Consider the following 13,931-nt stretch of genomic DNA (forward strand, 5'->3'; position numbering starts at 1 on the left):
AGAATTGGTTTTATTGTCTGGTACTTTTGCAGTGTTTGATGACAAAAGGCATAAATTAGTTATTACAAACAGAAGGATAGCACTGTTACTTTTCAGAAAATCATTGAAATTTAATATCTAAATTTGCGACATAATAAGAAAAACTTCTACGTTTAGATATATTTCAAAACCAGTGTAAACGCTGCGTTTAAAGCATATTTTTTTCATCAGCAGCCTCACACCGGAATATTAAGATCTTTATTTGGCAAATCCACCATCAATAAAGACTTCATCCACCATTGCACTTCCCAGACGCATTGCGGAACAAATACGTGGCATACCAAGTGAAACGCCCTGGTGTGTTTGGGTAGTTGCAAAACTCACGGGCTGATGCTCACTGTCACAATCGTCGCCAAACCACGCCAGAGCTTCTTTGCTTTCCATCATTCCAGCCGTCGAAGGAAACATCAGCCACTCATAGTAGTAATGGCGCGTGCGGGCTGAAGCATTCACATCGCTGGCGAGTTGGCTGATTGCCAGCGCGCGAGCTTGCTCAATTAATTCTGTGGCCTGCGATAAACGGCCAAAGCGCAGCGCGTCACCAAACGCGCCCCAGTACAGCTCCTGCAACGCGACATAGCAGCGACCAGCGGGAGAAAAGGTAAAATAATGCCCAGCCTGCCAGCGTGCAAAAACTTGCTCGCAATGTACGAAGCCCAGATGAGTGAGGTCGGTGCCCTGTAATTGTGTTTCCAGATTACTGACACGCTGCGCCAGTTGCTGCTGAACCTGAATGAGCTGCTTGCGGGCTTCTGAGGTGTCATTGGTCACCCGTGCCGAAGTTAACGCCATGGCACAGATGCTTTCATATACTTTCTCAATTGCGAGGTGCTTCTTCGCCACCCGCTGGCAAAGATGCCCAAGCATCGCCAGCATCACTTCAGGTTTTTCAAGCAGAGCCTCATCCACTGCCCACTTTTGCAACTGGCTCTGGCCAATAAACTCCCCGGTCAGCCTCTGGTAATACGCTTTGCTTTGCTGAGAACGCCACGGTTCACGAGAGATACCGCTGTTTCTGGCAAAATCGACGACAAACTTCTCTGCAACACACTCCAAAGCGCGAGTTTGAGTTCCTGGTAATACACTGCTCATTGCTGTTCTACCGTAAAAAGCGTCTGAATATCATCCCGCAACAGGCGGGTGTCCTCATGGATGTAACGTGTGATTCTTACGCACTGCTGAAGCTGTTGGCGCAAAGCGGTCACCGCTTCTTCATTTTGCTGGCGCACCACCAGGCTTTGTTGCAGGTTAAGACGTATCGCTTCCAGTGCCTGGGAAAAATCAACAAAGAACGCCGCCATTCCTTCAGTCACAGACATTTCAATTTGCGCGGCCATATTCTGATTAAGCTGCAACAGGAAATCGCTGACGTGTTGACACAGTTTGCGTTGTACATCAGCTAAAGAAATGACGTAGCGACTTTGCATCACGGTATATCCTTCCCAGCCCCAATCCTCGCTATTAAGCCAGCGCGCAACCGTTCCACGCATCCCGGCCTGGCGTCGCAGTTGGGAGACAGGAATATCCTGCTCTTCAATGAGTTGATTAAATGCCTGATTAGCATTGAAGTTTAATAAGCCAACATGAAATACCGGCAGACTGATATTGGTTCTAAATCCTGCTTGCGCTAACCCTTGTGCAACACGAGCCTCTATCGGTTTTAGGGTGTTACGCAGCGTATCTGCCAGTTCAACTTCCAGATAACTAAAAAGATGGGTTAACTCTTCAGTCATCTTTTCCTGCGCGGCGGTCAGGATGATTTCGCATGAAGCGCGGATCCTGTGCAGCGCAATCTGTGCCGATTCTTCATCGTCAAAACTGAGCGTTTCATTGCGCGCATCAAAGTCATTACCGCGCTGAGTCCCAAACGACAAAGCCTGCCGCTGGAGCTTTTCAGGTACTATTCCATGCTGAAAATAGTTCTGAATATTGTCATTAATCTGCTGTTCATAACGGCGAATAAAATCACTCATCGCTTCAACAGCCAGCTTAGTATTGCTCTGCGCAACGACGTTTGCGGCTTTCTGACTGGAAGCAGCAAGATTCATGTCATCTTCAAGGGCTGCGATATTCTGCTGCAGTTGCTGGCTGGCAATATGTAGGCCCTGGCAGCGGAAATTCAGGTAATCCTCCGCACCCTGCGTGTAATTCAGTAATTTCTGGCAGGCAGAACGCAATGCGTACATTGAAGCATTGGCATGTGCCGCATGAAGCACCGTGTGAATAGGCTCAGCAAACTGCGAGTCCTCCCACAACAGCTCAGCCGCCTGGCGCAAAGCGCCCGCATCGGCCAAATCCTCACTTTGCCAGCGGCGGCCCAGTGCAATATCAGCAAAATCCTGCACCCAACGCTGCTCATTCGGGTCCGGTAACTTGCCGTGCAATGCCAATTCATGGCGCGCACGATTAGCCAGATATCCCCACATCGATGACACAGGGAAGACATGGTGAGGCTCAATCGTTCCTTTCATGAGCGTGCCAGAAATTAACGCTTTAACCTGTTCTGCATCGTCACCATTTCTGTCTTTCTGGTCGAATTTATTCACCAGCGCATAGAGCGGGACAGATGACCCGGTGCCCAATATCGCTTTACGTACATCTTCGTCAGAAACGGATTTTAATTGGGTGTAATCCAATACTGCCAACACAGCAGAAGCCTGCGACAGCTGCTCCTGAAGCATTTTTTGTAGATGCGGCTGCCCGGCTTCGTTTGGCCCCGGAGTATCCAGTAATGTCAGTTGCCCATAGGCTTCATCCATTCCTGCTAAATGGACAAACTCCACTTCAATAACAGGAACATGCTCAATTGCGGCATAGGCCTTAAATGGAAAAGCCACATCCAGTGCTTTCGATAAACGCACTAAATCATTAAGGCTTTTCAGGCAATGGAAAATAGGTTGGGCACCAAGATAATGCTTAGCGAAAGATTCCCCTTGGGAAATACGGGTTAATAATCCCGTCATATCCCGATCAATTTCCAGGTGCTTTGACAGCGTTTCACGATCGGTTTGTTGCAAACGAATTTGCAATGTATTCATAAGCTGTTCGATGGGTTGAACATAGGGAAAATGCAGCACAGGTTCACGCTGGCCCGGGGTGTGACGAATGAGTGTCGGTAATGCTGTCATAGGGCGATTACGGTTAGGTAATACCTCAGTCCCAATAATGGCATTAATGGTGGTCGATTTTCCCGCTTTTACTGTTCCGACAATCGCTAATACCATTTCATGCTGAGTTATTTTGCGTAACTCATTTTGCAGCATTGCCTGCTGCGCCTGGATGCTGCGTGGGCTAAATTTCGCAGGGACGGCCCCTCCAGCTTGGGACTGCCCAAAATAATTAACGTCATGCTGTGTAGTAAAAGAAACTGTTTTTAGTGTATTCAGATTTTGCAGGGCGAGTTGTAATAACCGCTCCGTTTCCTGACTTAACTCAAATATTGCTTGTGTGTGCATAAAAAATCCTTACTTAAATCAAATTATCCGGATTTTTAAAAACCTTTATATTTTTTGTGCCTATTCAGTACCGGAAATTATAATTACGCGCAGAAATCATTTATTCGACAATATTATAATCAGGCTTATTTTTTCATAGCGTGAGTTTCTGGTTAAATAACCAGAAAGAAAGACCATAGCGTATTTTTATAAACTTATTCTGTATTTTCGTCGCGAATTTGGCAATTGATTAACGTTTTAAAATAGCATTTTCTTATTACGATATTCTGGCTGGCACAAGGCATAGCGGCAATCGTCCCCACAAAAGTAGGGTTTTAATGTATAATCACGCCACTTTTGGCGGGAAACCGCAATTTTTAAATCTTATTTTTGAGGATATGACGATGACACTCCCTCATTGCCCTAAATGCAATTCCGAGTACACCTACGAAGACAACGGTATGTTTATCTGCCCAGAATGTGCACATGAATGGAATGATGCCGAACCTGCTGCAGACAACGATCAACTGGTTGTTAAAGATGCCAACGGCAACCTGTTAGTTGACGGTGATAACGTCACTGTAATTAAAGATCTGAAGGTTAAAGGCAGCTCTTCAATGTTGAAGATTGGTACTAAAGTTAAAGGTATCCGTCTGGTTGAAGGCGACCATAACATCGATTGTAAAATTGATGGTTTTGGGCAAATGAAGTTGAAGTCTGAGTTTGTTAAGAAGAACTAGGTTCGTTCGCCATTGCTGTAATTGCTATGCAAGTACGGTGATTTTCCGTTCACCCGAAAGTTATTCGATCCCGCATGGATTAGTGAACGGTGAACGTATCAAGGGGTTAACGCCAACCCCTTGATAATCCTGGCGCCCGGTCTTTAAATTGCCGCTTCGCGGTAAACCCCAGCTTATCCCCAACGTTCAGGGTCGTTCGCGATTCGTTCCCGACGATCGCTCTCTTTCGCTGCTCCCGGCAGCTCAACCCTGACTTATGGGTAACGCTGGGGCAATTTATACCGGGACTCAAGGTCAAAACCTAAACCAGCCTGGCTTTTGACTTTAGGTTTTGACGTTGACCTTTATCCCCGGCTTCAATCGCGCCGTTTTTCGCCCTTCAGTCGTGGTCACGTGGTCTGGAACCACGTGAGTGAGCGATCGCCGGGAGCGAGTCGCGAACGACCGCGAATGTTGGGTGAAAAACGGTGTTTACCGCGCAGCGGCGATTGACTTGCCGGGCGCCAGGATTGCCAAGGAGAGGGCGTTCTCTCCTTGGCACGTTCACCGTTCACAGATTCATGTGGGATCGCATAACGTACAGGTGAACGGAAACTCACCGAACCAGGCATAAGATACCCCTTCCCCCGCCTGGCTTGCCCAAGCTCCCCCAACTAAACTTATTCTGCACTCCGCATTATGAGGAACGAACAATGTCTATCGGACCCTACATCTTTTTTGACGGTACCTGCGAAGAAGCAATAGCGTTCTACAAACAAGCCGTCGGTGCTGAGTTACTGTTTAAAATGACTTTTGGTGAAATGCCAAAAGACGAGAATCAGTCGGCTGAAGGATGCAGCAGCGGTTTTAATTGGCCGGACGATAAAATCATGCATGCCAATGTGCGTATTGGCGGTGGCGAAGTGATGATGAGCGACGGCAATATGTGTGCCGATAAAGTGAAACACACAGGCTATGCGCTGAGCCTAACCACCACAGATGTCGCAGAAGGCCAACGCTGGTTTGATAATCTCAGTGCAGGTGGCGATGTCACCATGCCGTGGGGGGAAACGTTCTGGGCAAAAGGATTCGGCATGCTTACCGATAAATACGGTATTCCGTGGATGGTGAATGTCGAAAAACCAATGTAACCAAACTCTGGGAAACTACCGTCAGCTCCATAACAGACGGTAGTTTCCCATTCGTTAACGTGCAATCGCCCAGTTAATGGGGATTGCACCCTCCCCGCGTAGATAATCCTGCAAAGGCTGCGGGCTATATGATTCGCTTAGCCATTCACCATTGATTGCCGACTGTTGAAGTAGCGTTGTGCCACAACTAAGACGCTCAATCACCGACTGGTGGACCATCGTTGATGAAGTAACCGGCGGCGGAAGTTGCCGGGGCATAATGCGCAAATAACGCGTGGGTGGATACCAGTCACAATGCAGCGGCCCAAGTGGGTCAGCCACCACTTCACTGGGTGCCAGATTAACGCCCAAATCGTCGAGTGCATCATGCATCCAAAGGTACGCGCCATTCGACAAGCTGCGGTCTTCGTCCGTGCCAATATAGCCCCCACCAACATCATGATGAATACCGGGAAACATCACCTGCAAAATACGATCGCGGTTATCCCACAGCACCGGCGCTAAATCGAGCCGCTGCTCATCAATGGCGATGGCCTGAAGCCCGTATTTGACCCGTGAATGCAGCTCTGTATTGTTAAAACGAAAAACGTTGTAGCGCTTGTCATTGAAATACTTAGGAATCCCCATCTGCCCAACAGTTTCCCACACGGCAACCGCTTCTATGGAGATCGGGCGAGAAATGCAGGTTGGGTCCACGCTGTCACAAAAAAATCCCGGCAACTCACGCACCACACTTCCCAAAAGGCTAGGGCTCATATCCGGAGCATGAGCAAGATATTGCGCCCATACGGATGAAGCAAAACGCCAGGCTTCATCTTTATTGCGAGCGTTTAAATTCAGCTTTTCACGATTTAATAAACCACGGTCGATAATCATCTGCGCCAGCACTCGCGCGGTATAAGCACCGTGGCTAAATCCCACCAGATAGATACGATCGCCTGCCTGCCAGTGCCGACTAATAAAGCTATACCCGCGAATGATCGGCACGATCAACTCGGCACCAAATGCACCACCGAGGCGTTTCACCAAACCATTATGCGGATCGCCCATACCATAAATGTACTTGGCAACTTGTACGATCCCGCCACTGCTATTGGTAAGGATCTTTTCTTGCTCATTGGCTAACAACAAACTCTGCTTATCAACATTTCCTTTCAGATCAACAAACAATTGATAAACATTACTCGCTGCGGCTTCGTCATCCGCTTGATTTTCTACACCGGGAGCGGTCCATGTGCCATCGGCACAAAAAATAATGTTTTTGCTCATCGCTGCTTTCCCAACACCAAAGGGTACCTGTAAGCAAAGACAAAAACGAAGCGTGAAACAATACGACAAATAGCTGATTAGCCTGATGACTTCCAGGCTGGAACTCACTCTTCATCATATCGAAACTTATCCTTAACAAAATCGTCACATTCCATCGGCACCATGAGGCAACTTTTTAAGGAGCCTGAATGATGCAAACAATTATTCGCGTCAACAAATTGAGCAAAACCTTCAACCAGCATCAGGCATTAAATGCTGTTGATTTGGAAGTTAATGAAGGTGAGATGGTCGCTCTGCTGGGGCCGTCTGGTTCAGGCAAATCCACCCTCTTACGCCACCTGAGCGGTCTGATTACTTCTGATAAATCAGCAGATTGCCATGTTGAATTGCTTGGCCGTACCGTCCAAAAAGCGGGCCGTCTGGCAGGCGACATCCGCAAGAGTCGCGCTCACACCGGCTACATCTTCCAGCAGTTCAACCTGGTGAACCGCCTGACGGTACTGGAAAACGTACTGATTGGAGCACTGGGTTCCACGCCGTTCTGGCGCACCTGTTTTAACTGGTTTACCCGCGAACAACAGCAACGTGCGTTGCAGGCGCTGACCCGCGTCGGCATGACGCAATTTGCCTATCAACGCGTGTCCACCCTGTCCGGTGGGCAACAACAGCGCGTGGCGATTGCCCGTGCGCTGATGCAGCAAGCAAAAGTGATTCTCGCCGATGAGCCCATTGCCTCCCTCGACCCGGAATCAGCACGCATCGTAATGGAAACGCTGCACGACATTAACCGCCTGGATGGCATCACCGTTGTGGTGACGCTGCATCAGGTGGACTACGCCCTGCGCTATTGCGAACGCATTGTCGCTCTGCGTCAGGGTCATGTGTTTTACGACGGAAGCAGCTCTGAGTTCGACAACGAACGTCTGGGCAATCTTTACCGCAGCATGAATCGCGTTGATGCGGTTGCTGCTTAACAACTTTGTTATCTCTTTCAAGGAACAGTCAGCCATGAGCTACAAAAAAGTTGCCGCCCTCGCCTTTACCAGCCTGCTAAGCGTCAGCACTCTGTTCAGCACCGCTCATGCGGATGAACAAGAAAAGTCCCTGAACTTCGGCATCATCTCGACTGAATCACAACAAAACCTGAAACCGCAGTGGGACCCGTTCCTGAAGGATATGGAGAAGAAACTTGGCGTGAAAGTGAATGCTTTCTTCGCACCAGATTACGCCGGGATCATTCAGGGTATGCGCTTTAACAAAGTAGATATCGCCTGGTATGGCAACCTTTCGGCCATGGAAGCAGTAGACCGCGCTAACGGCCAGGTATTTGCTCAGACGGTAGCGGCAGATGGCAGCCCGGGTTACTGGAGCGTGCTTATCGTTAACAAAGACAGCCCAATCAATAACCTGCAAGACATGTTGGCAAAACGTAAAGAGCTGACTTTCGGCAATGGTGACCCGAACTCTACTTCTGGCTACCTCGTCCCGGGATACTACGTTTTCGCCAAAAACAATGCGGCACCGAACGAATTTAAACGCTCAGTGAACGCCAACCATGAGACCAACGCGCTGGCGGTGGCAAACAAACAGGTGGATGTGGCGACCAACAACACCGAAAACCTCGATCGTTTGAAGCAAACCGCACCTGAGAAATTCAAAGATCTGAAAGTCATCTGGAAATCTCCGTTGATCCCAGGCGATCCGATCGTGTGGCGTAAAAACCTCTCCGAAGCCACCAAAGACAAAATCTATGACTTCTTCATGACTTACGGCAAAACGCCGGAAGAAGCCGCCGTGCTCAAAGGCCTGACCTGGGCGCCGTTCCGCCCATCCAGCGACCTGCAACTGGTACCGATTCGCCAGCTCGCCCTGTTTAAACAAATGCAGGGTGTGAAGGACAACAAAGGGTTAGCGGAGCCTGAGAAAGCAACCAAAGTCACCGCGCTGCAAAACCAGCTTAGTGACCTGGATCGTTTGACCGCCGCGCTTTCCGCGATGAGCAACGTGAATAAAGCGGTTCAGTAAATACAACCCTAACCCTCTCCCTGAAGGAGAGGGTTAAAGCCCCAAACACGGAGCACCCCATGCAACAAACCATTCAGGTCGCCACACCCAAACGTAGCTGGTTCTCGCTACTTGCCTGGGCGATTTTGTTAGCGGTCCTCGTTGCCTCCTGGCAAGGCGCGGAAATGGCTCCGCTGACGCTGTTCCGCGATGCGGGCAACATGGCCACCTTCGCCGCCGACTTCTTCCCGCCAGATTTCAGCCAGTGGCAACAATACCTCGGTGAAATGGGCGTCACGCTGCAAATCGCCGTCTGGGGCACCGCCCTTGCCATCGTACTTTCCATTCCTTGTGGCCTGATGTGTGCCGACAACCTGGTGCCATGGTGGGTGTATCAACCAATGCGCCGCCTGATGGACGCCTGCCGCGCCATCAACGAAATGGTCTTTGCAATGTTGTTCGTAGTCGCCGTTGGTCTTGGTCCATTCGCCGGTGTGCTGGCGCTGTTCATCCACACCACTGGCGTACTTTCCAAACTGCTTTCTGAAGCGGTTGAAGCCATTGAACCCGGCCCGGTGGAAGGCATTCGTGCAACCGGCGCTAACAAGCTTGAAGAAATTCTCTACGGCGTGCTGCCACAAGTGATGCCACTGCTTATCTCCTACTCGCTCTACCGCTTTGAATCGAACGTCCGTTCAGCAACGGTGGTTGGCATGGTAGGCGCAGGCGGGATTGGCGTAACGCTTTGGGAAGCGATTCGTGGATTCCAGTTCCAGCAAACCTGCGCGCTGATGGTCATCATCATCGTCACAGTAAGTCTGCTGGACTTTATGTCGCAACGGTTACGTAAGCATTTTATTTAACGAGGCTTTGTTGAAAATGCACTTATCCAGACATCCGACCAGTTACCCGACGCGTTACCAGGAAATTGCCGCCCTGCTTGAAGTAGAGCTGCGTAACCACTACCGCTGTGGCGACTATCTGCCAGCCGAAAGCCAACTGGCCGCACGCTACGAAGTGAATCGCCACACGTTGCGTCGCGCCATCGATCAACTCGTGGAGAAAGGTTGGGTGCAGCGCCGCCAGGGAATTGGCGTGTTAGTGCTGATGCGCCCATTCGATTACCCGTTAAATTCTCAAGCACGCTTTAGCCAGAACCTGCTCGATCAGGGAAGCCACCCCACCAGCGAGCGCTTACTCGCGGTACTGCGCCCGGCTTCAAGCCATATTGCTGATGCGCTGGGTGTAACCGAGGGCGATGACATTATTCACCTGCGCACACTAAGACGCGTTAACGATATCGCGGTGTGCCTTATCGACCACTACTTTGCCGACCTCGCCTGGTGGCCCGTGATGCAACAGTTTAATAGCGGTTCGCTGCACGACGTGATTCAGGACCAGCTCGGTATCAACCTCAGACGCACCCAAACACGTATCAGCGCGCGCCGCGCTCAGGCCAAAGAAAGCCGCCTGTTGGAGATCCCAAATATGGCTCCGCTGCTATGTGTTCGCACTCTCAACCACCGTGAAGGTCACGCAATGCCTGCGGAGTACTCCGTAAGCCTGACGCGTGCCGACATGATTGAATTCACCATGGAGCACTAAATGGACGCAACGCATTTTGATACCGCACAGCGCCAGCAGTGGATGGCCGTGCTCGCCCACAGCCTGCCTCAAGAACTGGCAGCACTTTGGGCAGAACAAAAACTCAATCCCGAATATCAGGTAATTCGTCAGCCAGAAACAGGCCTGGTACAAATTCAGGCGCGAATGGGCGCCACCGGGCAACGTTTTTTTGCTGGTGACACCACGCTGACCCGTGCGGTCGTGCAACTCGCCAACGGGACTTACGGTTACAGCTACATATCAGGGCGCGATAAAGCCCACGCCGAACGCTGTGCCGTGATCGACGCGTTGATGCAGGAACAAGTTCAGTTCCGGACATTGCAAGAAACCTTAATTGCTCCACTGGCCGCCAACCGTGAACAACGCCTGGCCGCCCGTCGCACCCAAATTAACAGCAGCCGAGTCGACTTCTTCACTCTGGTTCGCGGAGATAACGCATGACCCTGATGACCGCTTTTAACCTGCCTGTGCAGGATGCACAACAGAGCTTCCGCCGCCTGCTCAAAGCGATGAGCGAGCCGGGCGTTATCGTGGCGCTCCATTCACTGCAACATGGCTGGAAACCACTGAACATTGCTTCCACCAGCGTACTGCTGACCCTTGCCGATAACGACACGCCGGTGTGGATTAGTAACGCTCTGAGCAACGATGTGACATTGCAAAACGTCCGTTTTCATACCAACACGCCAATTTCGCAGGCACCAGAACACGCACAATTCGCCGTTGCCGACAGCACGATAACCGCCGATCAGCTTAACGCGCTGGCACAGGGAACCGACGTGGCCCCCGACACCAGCGCGACACTGATTTTACAGGTGCCGAGCCTGAGTGGTGGCCGCATGTTGCGCTTAACCGGCGCGGGCATCCGCGAAGAACGCATGATTGCTCCACAACTGCCTGATTGCGTCATTCATGAACTCACCGAGCGCCCGCACCCGTTCCCGCTGGGCATCGACCTGATACTGACCTGCGGCGACCGCCTGCTGGCGATCCCTCGCACCACTCATGTGGAGGTGTGCTGATGTACGTCGCCGTCAAAGGGGGCGAAAAGGCAATTGCCGCCGCCCATGAATTGCAGGAACACAACCGCCGTGGCGACCAAAATCTCGCCGAACTAAGCGTCGCTCAAATCGAGCAACAGCTAGGGCTGGCCGTTGATCGCGTGATGACTGAAGGCGGCATTGCCGACCGTGAACTGGCGGCACTCGCCATCAAGCAGGCCAGCGGAGACATGGTTGAAGCCATCTTCCTGCTGCGCGCTTATCGCACCACGCTACCGCGTCTGGCGGTGAGCGAACCGCTGAACACCGCTGAAATGCGTATCGAACGCCGCATTTCAGCCGTCTACAAAGACGTACCCGGCGGGCAGTTACTCGGCCCGACTTACGATTACACCCATCGCCTGCTGGATTTCACCTTGCTGGCAAACGGCGAAGCACCAACTCTTAAAACGGCTGACGAGCACAGCGAACCCGCTCCGCACGTGTTCAGTCTGCTGGCGAAACAGGGGCTGGCAAAAGCTGAAGAAGATAACGGCGAAAAGCCTGACGACATCACCCGCCAGCCGCCGGTTTACCCATGCTCGCGCTCCTCGCGTCTGCAACAGCTGGTGCGCGGCGACGAAGGCTATTTACTGGCCCTGGCCTACTCCACGCAGCGCGGTTACGGGCGCAACCACCCGTTCGCGGCAGAAATTCGCAGTGGCTATATCGATCTGGAAATTGTGCCGGAAGAGTTGGGTTTTGCAGTCAATATCGGCGAACTGCTGATAACTGAGTGCGAAATGGTTAACGGCTTTGTGGCACCCGCTGATGAAGACCCACACTTCACCCGTGGCTACGGGCTGGTGTTCGGCATGAGCGAACGCAAAGCAATGGCGATGGCGCTGGTTGACCGCGCCCTGCAAGCCCCGGACTACGACGAAACCATCGCAGGCCCGGCGCAGGACGAAGAGTTCGTGCTGGCCCACGCCGATAACGTCGAAGCCGCCGGGTTTGTCTCGCACCTGAAACTGCCGCACTACGTCGATTTCCAGGCCGAACTGGAACTGCTTAAACGTCTGCAAAAGGAACGTCATCGTGACTAAGGCACTCTCCGGCTACAACTTTGCTTATCTGGATGAACAAACCAAGCGCACCCTGCGCCGCGCGATTCTCAAAGCGGTAGCAATCCCAGGTTACCAGGTGCCGTTTGGCGGGCGCGAAATGCCGATGCCATATGGCTGGGGCACAGGCGGCATCCAGATCACCGCCAGCGTGATTGGCGAAAACGACGTGCTGAAGGTGATTGACCAGGGCGCAGACGACACCACCAACGCGGTGTCGATTCGCAACTTCTTCAAGCGCGTGACTAACGTCGCCACCACCGAATCCACCGCCGACGCCACGCTAATTCAGACGCGCCACCGCATCCCGGAAACACCACTCACTGAAGACCAGATCCTGATTTACCAGGTGCCAATTCCTGAGCCGCTGCGTTTTATCGAACCGCGCGAAACCGAAACGCGCACCATGCACGCGCTGGAAGAGTACGGCGTAATGCAGGTGAAATTGTACGAAGATATCGCCCGTTTCGGCCATATCGCCACCACTTACGCCTACCCGGTGAAAGTGAACGAGCGTTACGTGATGGACCCGTCGCCGATCCCGAAATTCGACAATCCGAAAATGGACATGATGCCTGCGCTGCAACTGTTCGGTGCCGGGCGTGAAAAACGCATCTACGCGGTGCCGCCGTATACCCGCGTCGAAAGTCTCGATTTTGACGACCATCCGTTTACCGTCCAGGAGTGGGAAGAACCGTGCGCGATTTGCGGCTCGCACCACAGTTACCTCGACGAAGTGGTGCTCGACGATGCGGGCAGCCGCATGTTCGTCTGCTCCGATACCGATTTCTGCCGCCAGAACAGCGAGGCTGCGACCAAATGACTCGACCGTTACTTTCCGTCAATAACCTGACCCACCTTTATGCACCCGGTAAAGGATTTAGCGATGTGTCATTCGAGCTTTATCCGGGCGAAGTGCTGGGAATTGTCGGTGAATCAGGCTCCGGCAAAACCACGTTGCTAAAGTCGATTTCCGCACGCCTCGCCCCGCAAAACGGCGAAGTGGTTTATCTCGACTCGTCGCTGTACGACATGAGCGAAGGCGAGCGCCGCCGCCTGCTGCGCACCGAATGGGGCGTGGTGCACCAACATGCGATGGACGGTCTACGCCGCCACGTTTCTGCCGGTGGCAACATCGGCGAGCGCTTAATGGCAACCGGTGCGCGTCATTACGGCGATATCCGTGCCACCGCCGAGCGCTGGTTAGAAGAGGTGGAAATCCCTGCCTCGCGTATCGACGACCTGCCAACCACATTTTCCGGCGGCATGCAGCAGCGCCTGCAAATCGCCCGCAACCTGGTGACGCACCCGAAACTGGTGTTTATGGACGAGCCAACGGGTGGGCTGGACGTTTCGGTACAGGCGCGTTTGCTCGACCTGCTGCGCGGCCTGGTACGTGAACTGAATCTGGCGGTGGTGATCGTTACTCATGATTTGGGCGTGGCGCGTTTGCTGGCAGACCGCCTGCTGGTGATGAAGCAAGGTCAGGTGGTGGAAAGCGGTCTGACCGACCGCGTGCTGGACGACCCGCACCACCCGTATACCCAGTTGCTTGTTTCTTCCGTCCTTCAGAATTAGGTGAACA

General features: G+C 52.2%; 15 protein-coding genes. 12 read left to right on the forward strand and 3 right to left on the reverse strand.

The features are described 5' to 3' along the window. Positions 1-237 precede the first annotated feature (237 nt). Both GC128_RS10045 and GC128_RS10050 read right to left on the reverse strand, forming a co-directional pair. Positions 238-1,131, reverse strand: coding sequence for a diguanylate cyclase regulator RdcB family protein (locus tag GC128_RS10045; protein ID WP_151994168.1), 894 nt, complete (start codon positions 1,129-1,131; stop codon positions 238-240). Further along, positions 1,128-3,494: a dynamin family protein gene (locus tag GC128_RS10050; protein ID WP_151994169.1), complete on the reverse strand. Its 2,367-nt coding sequence runs from the start codon at positions 3,492-3,494 to the stop codon at positions 1,128-1,130. The genes GC128_RS10045 and GC128_RS10050 overlap by 4 nt, the downstream gene beginning before the upstream one ends. A 383-nt stretch (positions 3,495-3,877) precedes the next feature. Here GC128_RS10050 and GC128_RS10055 point away from each other — a divergent pair, with 383 nt between their 5' ends. The 3 genes from GC128_RS10055 to yjdN all read left to right on the forward strand — a co-directional run bounded on the left by GC128_RS10055 (position 3,878) and on the right by yjdN (position 5,343). Further along, positions 3,878-4,213, forward strand: a complete 336-nt coding sequence (locus GC128_RS10055; protein ID WP_034457014.1) for a zinc ribbon domain-containing protein YjdM — start codon at positions 3,878-3,880, stop codon at positions 4,211-4,213. Positions 4,214-4,625: 412 nt separating this feature from the next. Then, positions 4,626-4,826 carry a hypothetical protein gene (locus tag GC128_RS10060; RefSeq protein WP_151994170.1) on the forward strand — a complete coding sequence of 67 codons (201 nt, stop codon included), beginning with the start codon at positions 4,626-4,628 and terminating at the stop codon, positions 4,824-4,826. Between the two features lie 79 nt (positions 4,827-4,905). Next, complete coding sequence (gene yjdN / locus GC128_RS10065; RefSeq protein WP_151994171.1) at positions 4,906-5,343, forward strand: VOC family metalloprotein YjdN; 438 nt, start codon at positions 4,906-4,908, stop codon at positions 5,341-5,343. Between the two features lie 54 nt (positions 5,344-5,397). Here yjdN and GC128_RS10070 read toward each other — a convergent pair whose 3' ends face one another. Further along, positions 5,398-6,612, reverse strand: a complete 1,215-nt coding sequence (locus GC128_RS10070) for a phospholipase effector Tle1 domain-containing protein (RefSeq protein ID WP_151994172.1) — start codon at positions 6,610-6,612, stop codon at positions 5,398-5,400. 191 nt (positions 6,613-6,803) lie between these two features. On the opposite strand from GC128_RS10070, the gene phnC reads away from it, so the two are divergent. The 9 genes from phnC to phnK are packed head-to-tail and all read left to right on the forward strand — an operon-like array spanning position 6,804 to position 13,924. Next, entirely contained in the window at positions 6,804-7,586 is a 783-nt protein-coding gene (gene phnC / locus GC128_RS10075) for a phosphonate ABC transporter ATP-binding protein (protein ID WP_151994259.1), read from the forward strand. A gap of 34 nt (positions 7,587-7,620) precedes the next feature. Continuing rightward, positions 7,621-8,637, forward strand: a complete 1,017-nt coding sequence (gene phnD / locus GC128_RS10080) for a phosphonate ABC transporter substrate-binding protein (RefSeq protein ID WP_151994173.1) — start codon at positions 7,621-7,623, stop codon at positions 8,635-8,637. A gap of 59 nt (positions 8,638-8,696) precedes the next feature. Then, positions 8,697-9,479: a phosphonate ABC transporter, permease protein PhnE gene (gene phnE / locus GC128_RS10085; protein ID WP_151994174.1), complete on the forward strand. Its 783-nt coding sequence runs from the start codon at positions 8,697-8,699 to the stop codon at positions 9,477-9,479. Positions 9,480-9,495: 16 nt separating this feature from the next. Then, positions 9,496-10,221, forward strand: coding sequence for a phosphonate metabolism transcriptional regulator PhnF (gene phnF, locus GC128_RS10090; protein WP_151994175.1), 726 nt, complete (start codon positions 9,496-9,498; stop codon positions 10,219-10,221). Then, complete coding sequence (phnG, locus tag GC128_RS10095; RefSeq protein ID WP_151994176.1) at positions 10,222-10,683, forward strand: phosphonate C-P lyase system protein PhnG; 462 nt, start codon at positions 10,222-10,224, stop codon at positions 10,681-10,683. It begins immediately after the preceding gene. Further along, positions 10,680-11,264 carry a phosphonate C-P lyase system protein PhnH gene (phnH, locus tag GC128_RS10100; RefSeq protein WP_151994177.1) on the forward strand — a complete coding sequence of 195 codons (585 nt, stop codon included), beginning with the start codon at positions 10,680-10,682 and terminating at the stop codon, positions 11,262-11,264. The genes phnG and phnH overlap by 4 nt, the downstream gene beginning before the upstream one ends. Beyond that, complete coding sequence (locus tag GC128_RS10105) at positions 11,264-12,328, forward strand: carbon-phosphorus lyase complex subunit PhnI (protein WP_151994178.1); 1,065 nt, start codon at positions 11,264-11,266, stop codon at positions 12,326-12,328. The genes phnH and GC128_RS10105 overlap by 1 nt, the downstream gene beginning before the upstream one ends. Beyond that, positions 12,321-13,169, forward strand: coding sequence for an alpha-D-ribose 1-methylphosphonate 5-phosphate C-P-lyase PhnJ (locus tag GC128_RS10110; RefSeq protein WP_151994179.1), 849 nt, complete (start codon positions 12,321-12,323; stop codon positions 13,167-13,169). The genes GC128_RS10105 and GC128_RS10110 overlap by 8 nt, the downstream gene beginning before the upstream one ends. After that, the gene (phnK, locus tag GC128_RS10115) at positions 13,166-13,924 is read left to right on the forward strand and encodes a phosphonate C-P lyase system protein PhnK (RefSeq protein WP_151994180.1); all 759 of its coding nucleotides are present in this window, start codon (positions 13,166-13,168) and stop codon (positions 13,922-13,924) included. The genes GC128_RS10110 and phnK overlap by 4 nt, the downstream gene beginning before the upstream one ends. Positions 13,925-13,931: the final 7 nt, after the last annotated feature.

Origin of the sequence: Buttiauxella massiliensis, assembly GCF_902500225.1 — a bacterium.
GTDB lineage: Bacteria > Pseudomonadota > Gammaproteobacteria > Enterobacterales > Enterobacteriaceae > Buttiauxella > Buttiauxella massiliensis.

Coding starts and splice junctions, on each gene's coding strand:
- GC128_RS10045 (WP_151994168.1), bottom strand. CDS start 1,131: ATGAGCAGTGTATTACCAGGAACTCAAACTCGCGCTTTGGAGTGTGTT.
- GC128_RS10050 (WP_151994169.1), bottom strand. CDS start 3,494: ATGCACACACAAGCAATATTTGAGTTAAGTCAGGAAACGGAGCGGTTA.
- GC128_RS10055 (WP_034457014.1), top strand. CDS start 3,878: ATGACACTCCCTCATTGCCCTAAATGCAATTCCGAGTACACCTACGAA.
- yjdN (WP_151994171.1), top strand. CDS start 4,906: ATGTCTATCGGACCCTACATCTTTTTTGACGGTACCTGCGAAGAAGCA.
- GC128_RS10070 (WP_151994172.1), bottom strand. CDS start 6,612: ATGAGCAAAAACATTATTTTTTGTGCCGATGGCACATGGACCGCTCCC.
- phnC (WP_151994259.1), top strand. CDS start 6,804: ATGCAAACAATTATTCGCGTCAACAAATTGAGCAAAACCTTCAACCAG.
- phnD (WP_151994173.1), top strand. CDS start 7,621: ATGAGCTACAAAAAAGTTGCCGCCCTCGCCTTTACCAGCCTGCTAAGC.
- phnE (WP_151994174.1), top strand. CDS start 8,697: ATGCAACAAACCATTCAGGTCGCCACACCCAAACGTAGCTGGTTCTCG.
- phnF (WP_151994175.1), top strand. CDS start 9,496: ATGCACTTATCCAGACATCCGACCAGTTACCCGACGCGTTACCAGGAA.
- phnG (WP_151994176.1), top strand. CDS start 10,222: ATGGACGCAACGCATTTTGATACCGCACAGCGCCAGCAGTGGATGGCC.
- phnH (WP_151994177.1), top strand. CDS start 10,680: ATGACCCTGATGACCGCTTTTAACCTGCCTGTGCAGGATGCACAACAG.
- GC128_RS10105 (WP_151994178.1), top strand. CDS start 11,264: ATGTACGTCGCCGTCAAAGGGGGCGAAAAGGCAATTGCCGCCGCCCAT.
- phnK (WP_151994180.1), top strand. CDS start 13,166: ATGACTCGACCGTTACTTTCCGTCAATAACCTGACCCACCTTTATGCA.